The 16,413-nt window shown below is 73.7% G+C and carries 18 protein-coding genes; 7 read left to right on the top strand and 11 right to left on the bottom strand.

Annotated features, from left to right (window positions below):
• Nucleotides 1-7: 7 nt before the first annotated feature.
• The 6 genes from CELGI_RS11900 to CELGI_RS11875 all read right to left on the bottom strand — a co-directional run bounded on the left by CELGI_RS11900 (nucleotide 8) and on the right by CELGI_RS11875 (nucleotide 6,099).
• Entirely contained in the window at nucleotides 8-673 is a 666-nt protein-coding gene (locus CELGI_RS11900) for an NUDIX hydrolase (protein ID WP_013884377.1), read from the bottom strand.
• Nucleotides 670-1,749, bottom strand: a complete 1,080-nt coding sequence (locus CELGI_RS11895) for an AAA family ATPase (RefSeq protein ID WP_013884376.1) — start codon at nucleotides 1,747-1,749, stop codon at nucleotides 670-672. The genes CELGI_RS11900 and CELGI_RS11895 overlap by 4 nt, the downstream gene beginning before the upstream one ends.
• Entirely contained in the window at nucleotides 1,746-2,447 is a 702-nt protein-coding gene (gene pnuC, locus CELGI_RS11890) for a nicotinamide riboside transporter PnuC (RefSeq protein ID WP_013884375.1), read from the bottom strand. Before pnuC ends, CELGI_RS11895 begins: the two co-directional genes overlap by 4 nt.
• 107 nt (nucleotides 2,448-2,554) lie before the next feature.
• Nucleotides 2,555-4,087 (bottom strand): hypothetical protein, encoded by a 1,533-nt coding sequence (locus CELGI_RS11885; protein WP_150104733.1) that lies wholly within the window; start codon nucleotides 4,085-4,087, stop codon nucleotides 2,555-2,557.
• Between the two features lie 64 nt (nucleotides 4,088-4,151).
• Nucleotides 4,152-5,045, bottom strand: a complete 894-nt coding sequence (locus tag CELGI_RS11880) for a hypothetical protein (protein WP_013884373.1) — start codon at nucleotides 5,043-5,045, stop codon at nucleotides 4,152-4,154.
• A 22-nt stretch (nucleotides 5,046-5,067) separates the two neighbouring features.
• Nucleotides 5,068-6,099 carry a heparan-alpha-glucosaminide N-acetyltransferase domain-containing protein gene (locus CELGI_RS11875; RefSeq protein WP_041574191.1) on the bottom strand — a complete coding sequence of 344 codons (1,032 nt, stop codon included), beginning with the start codon at nucleotides 6,097-6,099 and terminating at the stop codon, nucleotides 5,068-5,070.
• Between the two features lie 126 nt (nucleotides 6,100-6,225).
• On the opposite strand from CELGI_RS11875, the gene CELGI_RS11870 reads away from it, so the two are divergent.
• Genes CELGI_RS11870 through CELGI_RS11855 form a run of 4 tightly spaced genes read left to right on the top strand, consistent with a single transcriptional unit; the run spans nucleotide 6,226 to nucleotide 10,204 of the window.
• On the top strand, nucleotides 6,226-7,041 hold the full coding sequence (locus tag CELGI_RS11870; protein WP_013884371.1) for a methyltransferase domain-containing protein: 816 nt from the start codon (nucleotides 6,226-6,228) through the stop codon (nucleotides 7,039-7,041).
• Nucleotides 7,042-7,068: 27 nt separating this feature from the next.
• Nucleotides 7,069-7,854: a fumarylacetoacetate hydrolase family protein gene (locus CELGI_RS11865; RefSeq protein ID WP_013884370.1), complete on the top strand. Its 786-nt coding sequence runs from the start codon at nucleotides 7,069-7,071 to the stop codon at nucleotides 7,852-7,854.
• Between the two features lie 35 nt (nucleotides 7,855-7,889).
• Nucleotides 7,890-9,416, top strand: coding sequence for a glutamate--tRNA ligase (gene gltX / locus CELGI_RS11860; RefSeq protein WP_013884369.1), 1,527 nt, complete (start codon nucleotides 7,890-7,892; stop codon nucleotides 9,414-9,416).
• Nucleotides 9,413-10,204 (top strand): HAD family hydrolase, encoded by a 792-nt coding sequence (locus CELGI_RS11855; RefSeq protein WP_013884368.1) that lies wholly within the window; start codon nucleotides 9,413-9,415, stop codon nucleotides 10,202-10,204. The genes gltX and CELGI_RS11855 overlap by 4 nt, the downstream gene beginning before the upstream one ends.
• On the opposite strand, the gene hisN is transcribed toward CELGI_RS11855, so the two are convergent.
• Genes hisN through aroA form a run of 3 tightly spaced genes read right to left on the bottom strand, consistent with a single transcriptional unit; the run spans nucleotide 10,201 to nucleotide 13,476 of the window.
• Nucleotides 10,201-11,010, bottom strand: coding sequence for a histidinol-phosphatase (gene hisN / locus CELGI_RS11850; RefSeq protein ID WP_013884367.1), 810 nt, complete (start codon nucleotides 11,008-11,010; stop codon nucleotides 10,201-10,203). The genes CELGI_RS11855 and hisN overlap by 4 nt on opposite strands.
• A gap of 58 nt (nucleotides 11,011-11,068) precedes the next feature.
• A complete protein-coding gene (gene rsgA / locus CELGI_RS11845; RefSeq protein ID WP_013884366.1) occupies nucleotides 11,069-12,142 on the bottom strand; it encodes a ribosome small subunit-dependent GTPase A in 1,074 nt (357 codons plus the stop codon).
• A complete protein-coding gene (gene aroA, locus CELGI_RS11840) occupies nucleotides 12,139-13,476 on the bottom strand; it encodes a 3-phosphoshikimate 1-carboxyvinyltransferase (protein WP_013884365.1) in 1,338 nt (445 codons plus the stop codon). Before aroA ends, rsgA begins: the two co-directional genes overlap by 4 nt.
• Nucleotides 13,477-13,524: 48 nt before the next feature.
• On the opposite strand from aroA, the gene CELGI_RS11835 reads away from it, so the two are divergent.
• Entirely contained in the window at nucleotides 13,525-14,382 is an 858-nt protein-coding gene (locus tag CELGI_RS11835) for a hypothetical protein (RefSeq protein WP_013884364.1), read from the top strand.
• 59 nt (nucleotides 14,383-14,441) lie between these two features.
• Here the strand turns inward: CELGI_RS11835 and CELGI_RS11830 are convergent, their stop codons facing one another.
• A complete protein-coding gene (locus CELGI_RS11830; RefSeq protein WP_013884363.1) occupies nucleotides 14,442-14,930 on the bottom strand; it encodes a DoxX family membrane protein in 489 nt (162 codons plus the stop codon).
• Between the two features lie 159 nt (nucleotides 14,931-15,089).
• On the opposite strand from CELGI_RS11830, the gene CELGI_RS11825 reads away from it, so the two are divergent.
• On the top strand, nucleotides 15,090-15,923 hold the full coding sequence (locus CELGI_RS11825; RefSeq protein ID WP_013884362.1) for a sigma-70 family RNA polymerase sigma factor: 834 nt from the start codon (nucleotides 15,090-15,092) through the stop codon (nucleotides 15,921-15,923).
• Nucleotides 15,923-16,222 carry a mycothiol system anti-sigma-R factor gene (gene rsrA, locus CELGI_RS11820; protein WP_013884361.1) on the top strand — a complete coding sequence of 100 codons (300 nt, stop codon included), beginning with the start codon at nucleotides 15,923-15,925 and terminating at the stop codon, nucleotides 16,220-16,222. The genes CELGI_RS11825 and rsrA overlap by 1 nt, the downstream gene beginning before the upstream one ends.
• An 88-nt stretch (nucleotides 16,223-16,310) precedes the next feature.
• On the opposite strand, the gene CELGI_RS17825 is transcribed toward rsrA, so the two are convergent.
• The gene (locus CELGI_RS17825; RefSeq protein ID WP_118766687.1) at nucleotides 16,311-16,385 is read right to left on the bottom strand and encodes a 50S ribosomal protein bL37; all 75 of its coding nucleotides are present in this window, start codon (nucleotides 16,383-16,385) and stop codon (nucleotides 16,311-16,313) included.
• Between the last annotated feature and the right edge of the window lie 28 nt (nucleotides 16,386-16,413).

Genomic DNA, 16,413 nt, shown 5'->3' with positions numbered 1-16,413 from the left:
TCGCCTGTCAGCCGGGCAGTCGCCGGAAGAGGGTCGCTGGCTTTCCCCGCCGCCCCAGACTCAGGCGTCCGGTGTCCACGAGCGAGCCCTGCATCGTGCGGCGGAACGTGTCCGGGGGCAGTGGGCGGCCGGCGACGGCCTCGTGGGTCTGCCGCAGCTCTCGCAGCGTGAAGGAGCCGTCAGGTTCGGCCGGGTCGACGAGGTCGGACGGGTCCGGAGTCGACTCGTAGCGACGGCGCAGGGCTTCGACCGCGAAGTCGATGATGTCGCGGTGGTCGAATGGGAGGTCGGGAACCTCGGAGGCTGATACCAGGCGGTTTTCGGCCGTCGCGGGGATTCGGTCAGCGCGGACGACCTCCAGGTGTGCGACCGACAGGACCCATCCGCGGTCGTCTCGGCTCGGGTCGTCGAACACGTGGAGCTGCTCTGGGTGAAGCCCGGTGACGCCGGCCTTGTCTCGCAAGGAGCGTGTGACTGCGTCGGCGAGTGTCTCGCCTGGATGCAAGAACGTTCCCGGCAGCCGCCAGGCCGTCGCGTCGTCGACGTCCACCGCGCGGACGAGAAGCACGCACAGCGCACGGTCCTTGATCGTCAGCACGGCGGTGTCCACGGCGAGGGACGGCCGTGGGTAGTCCTCGAGCGACCTGCCCGTGGCGTCGCGGGAGGCCGTCATCGGCCACCTCCCGTGGACTGGTACTCGGCACCTCGACGCTGATAGGCGAGCGGATTTCCGAACACCCGACGCAGCTCCGCGACCACCCGATCCTCACGTGCCGCCCGATCCGCGTCGTCGACCAGGATCCAGTTCAGCCCGGCGCGTTCGCAGAGATTGGTCCAGAACGCGTCGTCGGACTCGCGGCAGTGACCGCCGTATCGAAGCGGGTCGGCCTCGAACGGCACGGCATCCTGCCCGAGCACGATGTACAGGTCGCTGGCGTTCCTGGCGGCGTCCGCCCACAGCGCTGCCGGGACGGCAGGCTCACCGAACTCGGCGCCTTTGAGTAGCCAGTACCCGATGGTGGAGAAGAGGTCGGTGTCCTGGGCGATGAACGCACGGCCGCGGCGGGTCGCGATGGCGTCTGCGGCGCGCTGCTGGGCCAGCTGGCCGCGCCAGATCGCGTGCATCTTCTCAGCGGTCACCTCGGGGCCGACTGTCTCGAGCTCGAGGTACGGGCGGGCCCACTCGGGGAACGCGGCGGCCAGGCCGAGTTCGTCGAGTCGGTTCGTCATGGTCGTCTTGCCGACCGACTCCGCTCCGAATAATGTGACCCGCTTGCGCACGAAAGGCTGGAACTCCGCCACCAGGTGGGAGAACGAGGCGATCGCGTCCTCTCGGAGGCGGGTTGCCTTCACTGGGTTGATGCTCCGGTCAGGGTCGTACGGGAGGAACTGGCCGTCGATCACCTCGGCCAGTCGAGCCCCGTAGGGCTCCGACGCGACGACCAGTTCCCCGGCCCTGGCGCCCAGATCGCGCATGAGCCCGCCCCACAGGTCCCAGAAGTCTGGGGCGTCCGTCGGCTCCTGCGGCAGCTCGTAGTGGATCCGGTGAACCCGAACCGCATCTCCGAACTCAGCCCGGGCCGCGAAGGCCCGCAGCGCCGCGTCACGCTCGTCCGCGAACGGTTCGCTGGGCTGCGTGCACAGCACGACGTGGGCGGTCCGGGCGCACCGGGTTGCGAAGCGGATGAGGTCCTCGTGTCCGGTGGTGGGCGGTAGTGCCGTCATGAGCACCCAGGCGTGCTCGTTCATCGCGTGGCCCGCAGCCAGGCGATGAACCCGAGCACGGCGGTGCCGATGAAGATGACGTACTGCAGGCCCGCGACGACGAGCCCAGCCGTGAAGTACGTCCAGACGGCGATGACGTTGACGGCGATCCAGACGAACCAGGTCTCGATCCGCTTGTTGTCGAGGAGGAGCTGGGCGAGGATCGAGCCGGCCAGGATCGCGGAGTCCGCCCAGGCCAGCTGGCCGTCGAGGAGTCCGACCAGCCAGGCGCCGCCGAGGTACGCCACGACGGTGACTCCCAGGTACGCAGGGATCCACTTCTTGTCATGGACCAGCCACGTCACCGGGCGCGTCTGGTCGTCCCGCCGCCAGCGCACCCACCCGTACACGAGCTGTGGGGTCAGGTAGACGTTGAGGAAGGCGGAGGCGACCAGCCCGTGCCGGAAGAAGAGGGCGGCGTACAGCGCCGTGCTCACCGCGCCGAAGACGTAGTTGAACCGCCTCTGGACGATGCACAGCGCCGTGCTGGCGTACGACGTGGCGACGGCGAGCGCCTCGAGCCACTCGACCCCGGAGATCCACCCCGCGGCGATGCCGAGGCCGTAGCTCGCGGCGGTCAGCAGGGCGGCTGCCGCGACGGCGACGACGACGTCGCGTCGGCCTGGCGCGGTGCGGCCGGCGGGACCCGCCGCCCCTTCAGGGATGTCGATCTCGAGGAGCATGCGATCGGCCTCTCAAGTGGTCCATCACCGGATGTGATGTCGCCACCGTACCGCATTAACGCAAGACTGCGTTAAAGATCTCTCGATCGGACGCCGGCGCGGCCGCACTACCGTCGCGTGAGGCGTTGCCACCACCGTGGCCGACGAAGCGAGTCAGGAGAGCTGTCCGCGGGGTGACGGTCGGGCGTAGACCCGGTTCGTGCGATACCCGCGTGGAACGCGAGCAGAGCGGAACGACGTTCGTCCAGGCCGGAGAGCGGCAAGAGCGCCGCCATGCGCTCACGCTGGACGTCGGAGAGCGGCTCCCAAGTCGTCGCGGCCGCAGTTTCGAGCCAGTTGCGAACGCCAGCACGACCAAGTCCAGCGAGTGAAGCATCGCGGTCGCACGAGGCCCGAAGGTCGGCCTCCACCCGGTTCCACCCGCCCGAAACGCGAGTCAGGCGCCACGCGACCCGGCGGCTGGAGACGAGGTCGGATGCCCAGGCGTTCGCGGCAACCTCGGGCGCCGCGCCGGCTCTGGCGAGAGCGCGGGCTGCGACTGAGCTGATGCGAGCGCTCGGGTCGACCAGGCACGGCCCGATGGCCTGGACCGCGGTCGCCGAGTCGGCCCGCGCGACGACAGCCGAGATTGCGGCCGCGCGGACCTGAACTGCGCCGTGACTGAGCGCACCCACGGCGAAAGTGATGTCCTGCACGTCGCCGCTCCACGCGAGGCCGTCCAGGCACGCGACGAGCTCGCGGGGTGTCGGCTCACCTGCCGCGAGGCGGCGGTAGTGCGATGCGACGTCGACTCCGCGGCGCCTCGCTCGAGTCCTAGCGATCTCACGCACCCGTGCAGCTCGGTCGACGAGGAGCCCATCCAGAGCAGCGGCCGTGAGCAGAGCATCGGGCACGCGCGCGATCGCAATGAGGCGCGCCTCCACCGATGTCGCGTCGAGCAGCGCGCCCAGCCGCTCGGGGTTCGTGTGAGAGAGCCACTCTGCGCACGACGCTCGCACCCACTGGTCGCCGTTGCTCCTGGCGGCCTCGGCGAGGTCGTCTGCGGTCATGCCGTCTTCACGGTGCACGAAGGTGAAGGCCCACCGGCGCACGCCTCGTCGCGGGCTCACCGTCAGTCGGGCAGCGATCTCTGCAACCGAGTACCGCCGGCCCAGGCTCTCGATCGCACTCGCAAGCATGCGTCGTGCCGAGTCGCGTTCGCGGCCGGCGATCAGGATCTCGAGGATTGGCTCGGCGTGCGCCAAGTCGAGGCGCGCAAACGTCGCCTCCAGGGCCGGGCCGCGTACCTGGGCGACGTGGTCGAGGGCGCGAACGGTGAGAGCGCTGGCTGCGAGAGGCGCATCGACCGAGGCGAGTGCCTCGACCGCACGCTGCCGGATGCGACCGTCCACGTGCAGGCTTGCGGCGATCAGTGTCAGGAGCTCGGCCCCGGTGCGTGCGATGCCCAGACTCGGCACCGGACCGCTCACGGGTGCACGGCCGGTCCGCCAGTCGAATGCGCGCGCTGCCTGGTCGAGCGCAAGCCAAGCGCGACCGTCGAGGCCGTCGAGCAGTAGCTCGGCGGCTTCCTGCTCACTGCCGTTGGCCGCCGCCTCGACGACTGCGCGTGCCAACGCCCGTGCGTCGTCTGTGCTGGTCACATGCCGAAGTGTGCCGTGAACGACAGCGGTGATCGAGGAAGAATCGACGAGGCCCCGCATGGCCTCAGGTCGGCGGCACTCCTCGGGCGACGGCGCACGCATCGATGAGCCGACTACGGAGCGCATTGGAGCGGGCCGCGTAGTCGCGCTGACGCCGGACGTATTCGGCCTTGCCCTCAGGCGTCTCGATCGCAACGGGCCCGAGCCCGTACGACGACACGTCGTACGGCGAGGCCTGCATGTCGGTGGTGCGGATCTCGCGCGCGAGCTCGAAGCAGTCGAGCAGCAGCTCGCCCGGCACCAGCGGGCCGAGCTTGAGCGCCCACTTGTAGCAGTCCATCGCAGCGTGCAGGCAGCCGGGCTGCTCGAGCGACGGCTGGGTGGTGCGCGTGGGCTGGAGCGTGTTGCGGCCGACGGCCGCGGGCGTGAAGAAGCGGAACGCGTCGAAGTGCGTGCACCGGATGCGGTGGCCCTCGACCACGGCGTCGGTCCCCGCGCCGCCGAGGCGCAGCGGGAGCGGGTGCCGGTGGGTGTCCTCGCGGTAGACCATCGCCCACTCGTGCAATCCGAAGCACCCGGTGGCGGCGGGACGTGCCGCGGTCGCGGCCAGCAGCTCGGTGACGTACCGGAGCGTCTCGCCGCGCTCCTCGCACCACGTCGCGGTGTCCACCGACGTGCGCCCGTCGTCGTCCACGCGGTACCACCGCCACGCGGCGTGCGGGGCAGGGCCGCCGGGCTCCGGGTCCAGCGCGACGCCCGCGCCCGGGTGCCAGCGGCGCAGCTGGGCCGGCTTGGCGGGGTAGTACTCGTACAGGAAGTCCTCGATCGCGTGCCGTTCGCCCCGCGCCCGGCGTGCGCGGTGACCTGCGGTGAGCGCATCGGCGCGCGCGGCGTGCGTGTCGGCCCGGGCGCGCCACTCGTCGGGCGGCAGCGCGACGAGCTCGGCCTGGACGGTCATGGCTCCCAGGGTAGGAGACGCCTCAGCGGGGCACGGGCTCGCGACGGTGCGGCACCAGGGCGTCCGCGAGGCCCGCGGAGAGCGCGTGCATCCCGCGCTCGAGGGGGCCGCGGCCGAGTGTCGCGCGCCACGCCCAGCACAGCGCCGTCGTCGTGAGCAGAAACGCGAGCCACACGGCGGTGGTCGGCTGCCAGACGACGTGGTCCCCGAGCAGCGCGATGGCGACGACGTGGACCGTGTACGCCGTGAACGCGAGCGCGCCCACGGCGGCGACGGGTGCGGCCAGGTGCGGCGCGCGCGGCGCCAGGCCCACGGCGAGCGCGACGACGAGCAGCGCGACGCCGGTGTTGCCCACCACCTCGAACGTCGACGACGAGTGGGGCGCGGTCGAGGTCAGCACCGACCCGGGAAGCACCTGCTGCGCGACCCACCCGCCGCCGTAGCCGACGACGCCGAGCGCGGCGCCGACCACGGCCGTGCGCCACCGCACGGCCCGTGCCCCGAGGTCGCACCGGCCGAGCGCCAGGCCCGCGAGCAGATACGCCGCCCAGACCAGCGCGGGGTAGTGCGGCCCGACGAGCAGGCCGACGACCCCGCCGACGTCGGTCGCGTCCGTGCGCACGCCGAGCGCGTCCCGCACCGCGGGCGCCACGAGCGCGACGAGCGCCGCGGCGGTCACGAGCGCGCGCACCGGCCACCGCAGGACCAGGCAGCCCAGCAGGAACAGCACCGCGTACGTGGGCAGGATCACCAGGACGGGCGTGCCGAGCGCCTCGAGCACGAGGCCGACACCCAGCACGACCACCGCACGCACCGCGATCCGGACCCGCGCACGCGTGAGGTCGCGGTCCCGGGCGGGCGTGGGCCCGCCGGAGAGCAGCGCGAGCGAGAGGCCGGCGAGCACGACGAACAGCGCGGACGGCCGCCCGTCCGCGAGGTCGACCACCGCGGCCGCGGCGGGCGCGTGCGCCGACCAGTCCGGCCCGACGTGCGCGGTCATCATGCCGAGCACGGCGAGCCCGCGCGCGACGTCGATCCCCGGCACCCGGTCCACGTACCGACGGTACGGGGTGGGGCCGCTGCGGCCGCGGAGGGCGGTCGGGGACCCGCACGTCTCGGATCGTGGACCAGATCGTCCCGGGCCTTGATCCACACGGCCCGCTGAGCCCTACTCTCATGTGTGAGCACCCGCCCCGACGTGTACGTGCACGGCCACCACGAGTCCGTGCTGCGCTCCCACCGCTGGCGGACCGCCGCCAACTCGGCCGCGTACCTGCTGCCCGCGCTCGAGCCGGGGCAGCGCCTGCTGGATGTCGGCTGCGGTCCGGGCACGGTGACGATCGACCTCGCCCAGCGCGTCGCACCCGGTGAGGTCGTCGGCATCGACGCGTCGTCGGCCGTCGTCGAGATCGCCCGCAAGGCGGCCGCGGACGCCGGTGCGATCAACGTCACGTTCGACGCCGCGGACGCGTACGCGCTGCCGTTCGACGACGAGTCGTTCGACGTCGTGCACGCGCACCAGGTGCTCCAGCACCTGACGGACCCGGTCGCGGCACTGCGCGAGATGAAGCGCGTCACGCGCCCGGGCGGCGTCGTCGCGGTCCGGGACGCGGACTACGCGGGGATGACGTGGTTCCCGCCGTCGGCGGGCCTCGACGAGTGGTCCGCGCTCTACCACGAGGTCACGCAGGCGAACGGCGCCGATGCCGACGCGGGCCGTCGCCTGCTCTCCTGGGTGCGCGCGGCGGGCTTCGACCCCGCGGGCATCGCACCCAGCGCGGGCGTGTGGTGCTACGCGACGCCCGAGGACCGCACCTGGTGGGCGGGTCTGTGGGCGGACCGCTGCGTCGCGTCGAACTTCGCGCAGCAGGCCATCGAGCACGGGCTGGCGGACGAGGTGGGCCTGGAGCAGCTCGCCGACGGCTGGCACGAGTGGGGCAGGCAGCCCGAGGGCTGGTTCGCGGTGCTGCACGGCGAGGTGCTGGCGCGCGTCTGACCCGCGGGTCGCCCGTAGGGTGGTCCCGTGCGCATCGCGAGGTTCACCACCGGCGGGGACCCCCGCTTCGCCCTGGTCGAGGGCGAGCCCGGGTCCGAGGAGCTCGTCGTCATCACGGGCGACCCGATCTACACGCCCGTGCAGCCCACGGGCGAGCGCGTCCCGCTGGACGACGACGCGGTGCGCCTGCTGGCACCCGTGATCCCGCGCTCGAAGATCGTCGGCGTGGGCCGCAACTACGCCGACCACGCGGCCGAGCACGGCGTCGCGGTGCCCACGCAGCCGCTGCTGTTCCTCAAGCCGAACACCACCGTGATCGGCCCGGACGACCCGATCCTGCTGCCGGACTGGACCGAGCACGTCGAGCACGAGGCGGAGCTGGCCGTGGTGATCGGCAAGGTCACCAAGGACGTGCCGCCCGAGCGTGCGCTCGACCACGTGTTCGGCTTCACCGTGGCCAACGACGTCACGGCGCGGGACATCCAGCGCAGCGACGACCAGTGGACGCGCGCCAAGGGCTTCGACGGATCGTGCCCGCTCGGGCCGTGGATCGTGCCGGGGCTCGACGTCGAGGACCTCGCGGTCCGCTCGCGCGTCAACGGCGAGGCGCGCCAGGACGGCCGCACGTCGCAGATGGTGTTCGACACCGCCTACCTCGTCTCGTACGTCAGCGAGGTCTTCACGCTGCTCCCGGGCGACGTGATCCTCACGGGCACGCCCGCGGGCGTGGGGCCCGTCGTCGACCGCGACGTGGTCGAGTGCGAGGTCGAGGAGATCGGCGTCCTGCGCAACCCGGTGCTGCGCCGGCGCTGACGTCCGGGTGCCCGGACGCCACTAGCCTGGACCCCGTGACCACCCCCGCCCTCGACGGCTCCGCCGTGCGCGTCCGCTTCTGCCCCTCCCCGACCGGTCTGCCGCACGTCGGCCTGATCCGCACGGCGCTGTTCAACTGGGCGTACGCGCGGCACACGGGCGGCACGTTCGTCTTCCGCATCGAGGACACGGACGCGGCGCGCGACTCCGAGGAGAGCTACCAGATGCTCCTGGAGGCGCTGCGCTGGCTCGGCCTGGACTGGGACGAGGGCGTCGAGGTGGGCGGCCCGCACGAGCCGTACCGCCAGTCGCAGCGCTACGACCTGTACCGCGACGTCGTCGCGCGGCTGCTCGAGGGCGGCTACGCGTACGAGTCGTGGACGACGCCCGAGGAGGTCGAGGCGCGGCACCGTGCCGCGGGCCGCGACCCGAAGCTCGGGTACGACGGGTTCGACCGTGACCTGACCGACGCGCAGCGCCTCGCCTACCGCGAGGAGGGCCGCGAGCCCGTCATCCGGCTGCGCATGCCCGACGACGACCTGACGTTCACCGACCTGGTGCGCGGCGATGTCACGTTCAAGGCCGGTTCGGTGCCGGACTACGTGATCGTGCGCGCGAACGGCCACCCGCTCTACACCCTGGTCAACCCGGTCGACGACGCGCTCATGGGCATCACGCACGTGCTGCGCGGCGAGGACCTGCTGTCCTCCACGCCGCGCCAGGTCGCGCTGTACCGCGCGCTGCTGGACCTGGGCGTGGCCACGGTCATGCCGCAGTTCGGCCACCTGCCGTACGTCATGGGGGAGGGCAACAAGAAGCTCTCCAAGCGCGACCCCGAGTCGAACCTGTTCCTGCACCGGGACCGCGGCTTCACGCCCGAGGGCCTGCTCAACTACCTGTCCCTGCTGGGCTGGGGCCTGTCCGCGGACCGCGACATCTTCACGGTCGAGGAGCTGGTGGCCGCGTTCGACGTGCACGACGTCAACCCCAACCCCGCGCGGTTCGACCTCAAGAAGGCCGAGGCCATCAACGGTGCGCACGTGCGCCTCCTGGGGGCCGAGGACTTCCGCGACCGGCTGGTGCCCTACCTGCACGCCGCGGGTCTGGTCCCCGCGCACTCGTTCGCCGACCTGGCCGCGCCGCACCAGGACCTGCTCACGCGTGCCGCGCCGCTGGTCCAGGAGCGCATGACGCTGCTGGGCGAGGCCGTGGGGATGCTCGGCTTCCTGTTCGTGCCCGACGACGAGCTGCACGTGGTCGACGACGCGCGCGCGGCCCTGCGGGCCGAGGCGGCGCAGGTGCTCGACGTCTCCGCGCAGGTGCTCGCGGACGTCCCGGCGGACGGCTTCACGCCCGACGCGACCCAGGCCGCGCTCACGGCCGCCCTGGTGGACGAGGCCGGGCTCGGGATCAAGGCGCGGTTCGCGTTCACGCCGCTGCGCGTCGCGGTCACGGGCCGGCGCGTCTCGCCGCCGCTGTTCGAGTCGATGGAGCTGCTCGGCAAGGACTCGACGCTGGCCCGCATCGCGTCGCTGCGCGCGTCGCTGCCGACGGCCCCGTGACGGCGGGCACCGGAACGTCGACGAGCGCGACGACGAGCTCCGGCCTGCTCGTCGACGGCGTCCTGTTCGACATCGACGACACCATCGTCGACACGCGCACGGCGTTCGCCGCGGCGCTCGCGGGTGTGGCGGAGCACTACCTGCCGCCGCTGCCCGCCGACGAGGCCGAGGCGCGGCTCCGGGCGGTCGTCGCGATGTGGCGCGAGGACCCGCACCATCGCTACCGCCGCTACACCAGCGGGCTCGACACGTACGAGCACCAGAAGATGCTCCGCGCGAACGACCTGCACGCGGCGTTCAGCGGACCCGTGCTCTCCGACGAGGACTTCGTCGCGTGGAACGCGGTGTTCGACGCGGGCTTCCGTGCCGCATGGGCGGCGCACCACGAGACCGAGGCGGCGCTGACCGCGTTGCTCGACGCCGGCCTCGCGATCGGTGCCCTCTCCAACGCGGGCACCGCGCTGCAGACCGCCAAGCTCGAGAAGGCCGGCCTGCTGGACCGCGTGCCGCTGCTCGTGGGCGTGGACACGCTCGGCGTCGGCAAGCCCGATCCGCGCGTGTTCCTCGAGGCGTGCCGCCGACTCGGGACCCACCCGGCGCGCACGGCGTACGTGGGCGACGAGGCCGACGTGGACGCGCTCGCCGCGCGTGACGCGGGCCTGATGGGTGTCTGGATCGACCGGCCCGGCGCGCGCCGTCGCCCGGTCGACGAGGCGACGGTGACGGGCGTCGTCCGGATCACGTCGCTCGACGAGCTCCCGGGCGCCCTGGGACTGCCCCGGACCTAGAGGTGCACGCCCGGCAGCGGGTCGAGGAGCGCGAGCGCGTCGTCGTGCAGCCGGCCGTTGGTCGCGAGCGCAGATCCGCCGAACGGTCCGGGCACACCGCGGACCGACGTGAACCGGCCGCCTGCCTCGGTGACGATCGGGACCAGCGCGGCCATGTCGTGCAGCGACAGCTCGGGCTCGGCCGCGACGTCCACGGCGCCCTCGGCCACCAGCACGTAGGACCAGAAGTCGCCGTACGCGCGCGTGCGCCAGACGCGTCGCATGAGGTCGAGCACGTGCGGCAGCCGGTCGCGCTCCTCCCAGCCGGTCAGGCTCGAGTAGGAGAACGACGCGTCCTCGAGGCGGTCCACCTGCGAGACCTGGATGCGCGTCGCGGCGGCCAGCGACCGGCCCGTCCACGCGCCCGAGCCCTGCGCGGCCCACCACCGGCGCCCCAGCGCGGGCGCGCTGACCAGGCCGACGACCACCTGGTCGCCGTCGAGCAGCGCGATCAGCGTCGCCCACACGGGGACGCCGCGCACGAAGTTCTTGGTGCCGTCGATGGGGTCCACCACCCAGCGGCGCGGCCCGTGGCCCGTGTCGGGCAGCTCCTCGCCGTGCACCGCGTCACGCGGGCGGGCCCGGGCCAGCTGGCTGCGCACCAGCTCCTCGGCCGTGCGGTCGGCGTCCGAGACGGGCGTCAGGTCGGGCTTGGTCTCGACGCGCAGGTCCAGCGCCTTGAACCGGGACATCGTCAGGGAGTCCACCTGGTCGGCGATCACGTGCGCGAGGCGGAGGTCGTCGTCGTACCCGGTGCGCAGGCTCATGGCCACACCGTAGTGGCGCGGTCCCGCGCGATGGCGGCGCCGCTCGGGGTTCCCGCGGTCAGCCGGCGGGCGGCTCGGGGTCGGGCGTGCCGAGCCGGCTGGCCAGGATCCGGCGGAACGAGTCCACGCGTGCGGCGCGCGCGGCGCGCTCGTCGTCGTCGGACGCGGCGCCCACCCACTCGTCGAGCCCGCAGTCGGGTGCGTCGGCGGCGTGCGTGCAGCCGCGTGGGCAGTCGCGTCCGGCCACGTCGGCGAGGTCCGCGAACGCGAGCAGCAGGTGGTCGGGGTCCACGTGTGCGAGCCCGAATGACCGGACGCCCGGGGTGTCGATGACCCAGGTGGGCGCGGCCTGGTCGGGCACGCGCAGCGCGATCGCGGACGTGGACGTGTGCCGCCCGCGCCCGGTGACCACGTTGACCACGCCCGTCGCGCGCTGCGCGGCGGGCACCAGCGCGTTGACGAGCGTGGACTTGCCCACGCCCGAGTGGCCGACGAGGACCGACGTGCGCCCGGCGAGCGCGTCGTGCAGCGCGGGCAGCCCGTGGATGGTCCGGTCGGGCCCGGCCCCCTCGGTGTGCGTCACCACGACGCGGACCCCCACGGGGGCGTACATCGCGACGAGCTCGGCAGGGTCCGCCAGGTCCGCCTTGGTCAGCGCGAGCAGCGCGTCCATGCCCGCGTCGTACGCGGCCGCGACGCACCGGTCGATCATGCGCGTGCGCGGCTCGGGGTCGGCCAGGGCCGTGACGATGACCAGCTGGTCGGCGTTGGCGACGATCACACGCTCGACGGGGTCGGTGTCGTCGGCGGTCCGGCGCAGCACGGTGCGCCGCTCGACGATCCGCACGATCCGCGCGAGCGTGCCGTCCTCGCCCGACGAGTCGCCGACCAGGTCGACGAGGTCGCCGGGCACCACGCGATCGCGCCCGAGCTCGCGGGCCTTCATGGCGATCGCGCGGCGCTCGTCGGGACCGTCGGCATCGACCAGGACCGCGTACCGGCCGCGGTCGACACCCGTGACCATCGCGCGCTGCGCATCCGCGTGCTCGGGTCGCTGCTTGGTCCGCGGACGCGAGCCCTTGCCGGGCCGGATCCGCACGTCGGACTCGTCGTACTGGCGGCGGGGCGTCACCGCGGGGCCACTGCTCCCGGCTGCGCGGCGCCGCCCGCGAGCATCGTGTCCCACATCCGGACGAAGTCGGGGATCGTCTTGGCCGTGGTGGCGACGTCCTCGACGAGGACGCCCGGCACGCGCAGACCGATCAGCGCACCCGCCGTGGCCATGCGGTGGTCGGCGTAGGTTCGCCACGTCCCACCGGTGAGCGGGCGTGGCGTGATGACGAGCCCGTCGGCCGTCTGCTCCGCCTGGCCGCCCAGGCGCCCGATCTCCTGCGCGAGCGCGGCCAGCCGGTCGGTCTCGTGGCCGCGCAGGTGGGCGATGCCGCGCAGCCGCGTGGGGGAGTCGGCCAGGACCGCGAGCGCCGCGATGGTCGGGGCGATCTCACCCGCGGCGTGCAGGTCCAGGTCCACGCCGTGGATCTCGCCCGTGCCGGTCACGGCCAGCACGTCGTCCGTCAGCGCGGTGCGCGCCCCCATGCGCTCGAGGATGCCCGGCAGCAGCGCGCCGGGCTGCGTGGTGCGCGCGGGCCAGCCGGGCACCCGCACGGTCCCCCCGACGACGAGCGCGGCGCACAGGAACGGTGCGGCGTTCGAGAGGTCCGGCTCGACGCGCACGTCGCGCGCCGCGATCGGCCCGGGCGCGACCTCCCAGATGGCGGGGCGCGAGTCGTCCACCTGGACACCCGCGGCGCGCAGGGTCTCCACCGTCATCTCGATGTGGGGCAGGCTCGGCAGCGTCGGGCCGGTGTGCCGCACCACGAGCCCCTGCTCGAACCGGGCCGCCGCGAGCAGCAGCCCCGAGACGAACTGGCTGGACCCGGAGGCGTCGACGTCCACGTGCCCGCCGCGCACGGCCCCGTGCCCGTGCACCGTGAACGGCAGGCGCCCGCGCTCGCCCTCCTCGTCGACGCGTACGCCGAGCGCCTGCAGCGCACGGATGACGGGGCCCATGGGCCGCGCGAGCGCCTCGACGTCGCCCTTGAAGTGCACGGGTCCGTCGGCGAGCGCGGCCACCGCCGGGAGGAACCGCATGACGGTCCCCGCGAGGCCGCAGTCGATGGTCACGTGACCGCGCACGGGGTGCGGCGTCACCGCGAGCGCGCCCTCGGGCGCGGTGGGCAGGTCCACGGCGATGCCCAGCGTCTCGAGCGCACCCGCCATGAGGCGCGTGTCGCGCGAGAGCAGCGCGGAGCGCAGCACGCCGGGGCCGTCGGCGAGAGCCGCGAGCACCAGGTAGCGGTTGGTCAGCGACTTGGACCCGGGCACGTCGACGAGCACGTCGAGCGGGGCACCGGCACCGGGCGCGGCCCACAGCGGCAGGGGCGTCGTGGGGTTCGTCGCGGTCATGGCGCAAGGCTAGTCAGCGGCACGCGCGCGGGCGTCTAGGCTCACGTCGTGAACACACAGAAAACGGACATCGTGCCCCTGGGCTCCCTGCCCCGACCCACCTCCGGCGACGACCTCGCGACGCGTGTGCGTACCGCGCTGCAGACCGGCGCGGGGGTCGCCGACGAGTCCGCGCAGCGGCTGCAGGTGGCCGCGACGCTCGACGGCGCCGACGTCGCGACGCTCGACGTGGACCTCACGGGGGTCGTGGTGTCGCCGCGCGAGGCCAAGGTCGCGCGTGAGCGGGCGGCGAGCTTCGCGCCCACGTCGCGTGAGCCCGGCACGATCCGTCGGCTGCGCGTCGAGGCGCACCCCGTGACCGTCTCGGGTGCGCCCGTGGACGTCCTGGTCGACGTCGCCGGCGTCCCGTTCGAGTGGGTCGAGGGTGCGCAGTCCGAGCTCGGGCTCGCGCCGGTCGAGCCGACCGAGAGCGCGCCCGTGACGGGTTCGGCCCGGCTGAGCGTGTCCGCCGCTGCGCTCGAGCAGGCCGTGGAGCGCGTCGCGACGCAGGTCGCACGGGGGCACGGGCTCACGCTCACCAAGCTGGACGCGCAGTTCGCGCCCGCCGGGAGCAACGGCGTCGCGGTCACCGTGCACGCGCAGGTGCGCAAGGGCGTGCTCTCGGCGACGGTCGAGGCGGGCGCGAACGCCACCGTCGACGACGCGCTGGGCGTGACCCTGTCCGACGTGCGCGCCACGAGCCGCAACCCGGTGGTCGCCGCGCTCCTGGTCGCCGCGCGCAGCCGTGTGGAGCGGTACGAGGGCCGGCGCATGGACCTGGCGGCGTCGCTGCCCGCGGGCGTGCGGCTGACGGACGTCAGGGTCGAGGTCGGTACCGACCTGGTGCTCAGCGCCCGCGCGCACTGAGACGCGAGCGTGCCCGCCACCCGACGCGCGGGTGGCGGGCACGTGGCTGCGTGCGGCGGTCAGTCGTCGTGCTCGGCGGCCGCCGCCGCACGGCGAGCCCGCGCGTCCTGCAGCCGCCACGCGACGCCGGGCCGGCCCTCGCGGTCGGCCGCCACCAGCACGGCGCCCGCTGCGAACGCGAGTGTGCGCACCAGACGGTCCTGACGCGCCTGCGCGGCGACCGGGTCGAGCCGCTTGGCACCGCGCTCGGGCAGCGTCGCGAGCACGAGCGGAGCGGTCAGCGCGGCGAGCGCGAGCGCCGCGGTGCGCGGTGCCTTCCCGAGCGCGAGCATCGCCCCCGCGGTCACGACCGCCGCGCCGTGCGCACGCACGATTCCGGTCAGCTGCGCGTCGGTCACGTCGACGCGCGCGTCGGGGCGGGCGCGCTCGACGCGCGCGAGCACCGCGCGGGCGTCCGCCACGTGCGGCACCGGCCGGCGCAACGCGTCGATGCCCTCCGTGACGAACCAGGTGGCGAACAGCGGGCGGGCGAGGCGACGCAGCAGCACGGGATCCCCTTCGTCGGACGGACGGCCGGTGCCCGGCCGCAGGTGCGGGCCGCGGCCCCGGACTCCGCCACGCTACTCGCGTCGGCTGCGCCGGGCCCGCGGTGCGGGCGACGGAGGCACGCGGGAACACGTGGCACCCCGTGCGTGTTGTCGACCGGCATGACCTGCCTCGTGGAGACGCCCGCACCCTCGTCGGCGACCCCCGCGGACGGGGTGCCCGCCGTGCTCGCGCCGTTCGTCGGGCTGGCCGCCGCGCACGCCGCGGACCGGAGCGCCGACCGTGCCGCGGCCGGTGCCGCACGGCCGTGGGGCATAGCATCGGCGGCGATGACCGACGACACGATCGACCCGATCGACCCGACGCCGCCCGGCGAGGGGCACTCGCGCGTGCCCGCCACCGAGGACGACGCGGCGCGCGCCGCGCGCTTCGAGGCCGACGCGCTCGTCTACCTCGACCAGCTGTACGGCGCGGCGCTGCGCATGACGCGCAACCCCGCCGATGCCGAGGACCTGGTCCAGGAGACGTTCACCAAGGCGTTCGCGGCGTTCCACCAGTACCGGCCGGGGACCAACCTCAAGGCGTGGCTGTACCGCATCCTGACGAACACGTACATCAACACGTACCGCAAGAAGCAGCGCGAGCCACAGCAGTCGCACGCCGAGGAGATCGAGGACTGGCAGCTCGCGCGTGCCGCGTCGCACACCTCGAGCGGCCTGCGGTCGGCCGAGGCCGAGGCGCTGGACCACCTGCCGGACTCGGACGTGAAGGACGCGCTGCAGCGCATCCCGGAGGAGTTCCGGATCGCGGTGTACCTCGCGGACGTCGAGGGCTTCGCGTACAAGGAGATCGCCGAGATCATGGGCACTCCGATCGGCACGGTGATGTCCCGGCTGCACCGGGGACGTGGCCAGCTGCGCGACCTGCTCGCGGACTACGCGCGCGACCGCGGCCTGGTGCCGGCGGGGCACGGACCGGCAGGGGAGGGGGCCTGATGGCGGGCACGGACGACGGGTCGACGGCGGCCTCGCCGGGCGGCTGCGGGTGCGACGAGGCGGTCGCCGAGCTGTGGGCCTACCTGGACTCCGAGCTCGAGCCGCTCGAGGCCGAACGCGTCAAGGCGCACCTCGAGGGCTGCCGCGGCTGCCTCGAGGAGCACGAGGTCGAGGTCGTGGTGAAGAAGCTGGTCCGCAGGTGCTGGTCGGACGAGGAGCCCGCACCGGCCGAGCTGCGCGCGCGCATCCACGCGACGTTCACGACCGTCACGATCAGCGATCAGGCCGGACGCTCCTGACCCCGGACGACGAAGGCCCCGCTGCACCTGAGTGGTGCGCGGGGCCTTCGTACGGGTGCGACGGCGTCGACCCCGGCTGAGCGTGAGCTCAGGCGTTGGGGCGCTTGCCGTGGTTCGCGGCGCTTCCGGCGCGGGAGCGGCGCTTGCGGCCTCGCTTGCTCATGGCTGTCCCTTTCGTCGGTCCGCCGGAC

This window comes from Cellulomonas gilvus ATCC 13127 (assembly GCF_000218545.1).
In the GTDB taxonomy this organism is placed as follows: Bacteria; Actinomycetota; Actinomycetes; order Actinomycetales; family Cellulomonadaceae; genus Cellulomonas; species Cellulomonas gilvus.
Note: the sequence above shows the minus strand (reverse complement) of the source record. Positions and strands in the feature narration are given on the sequence as shown.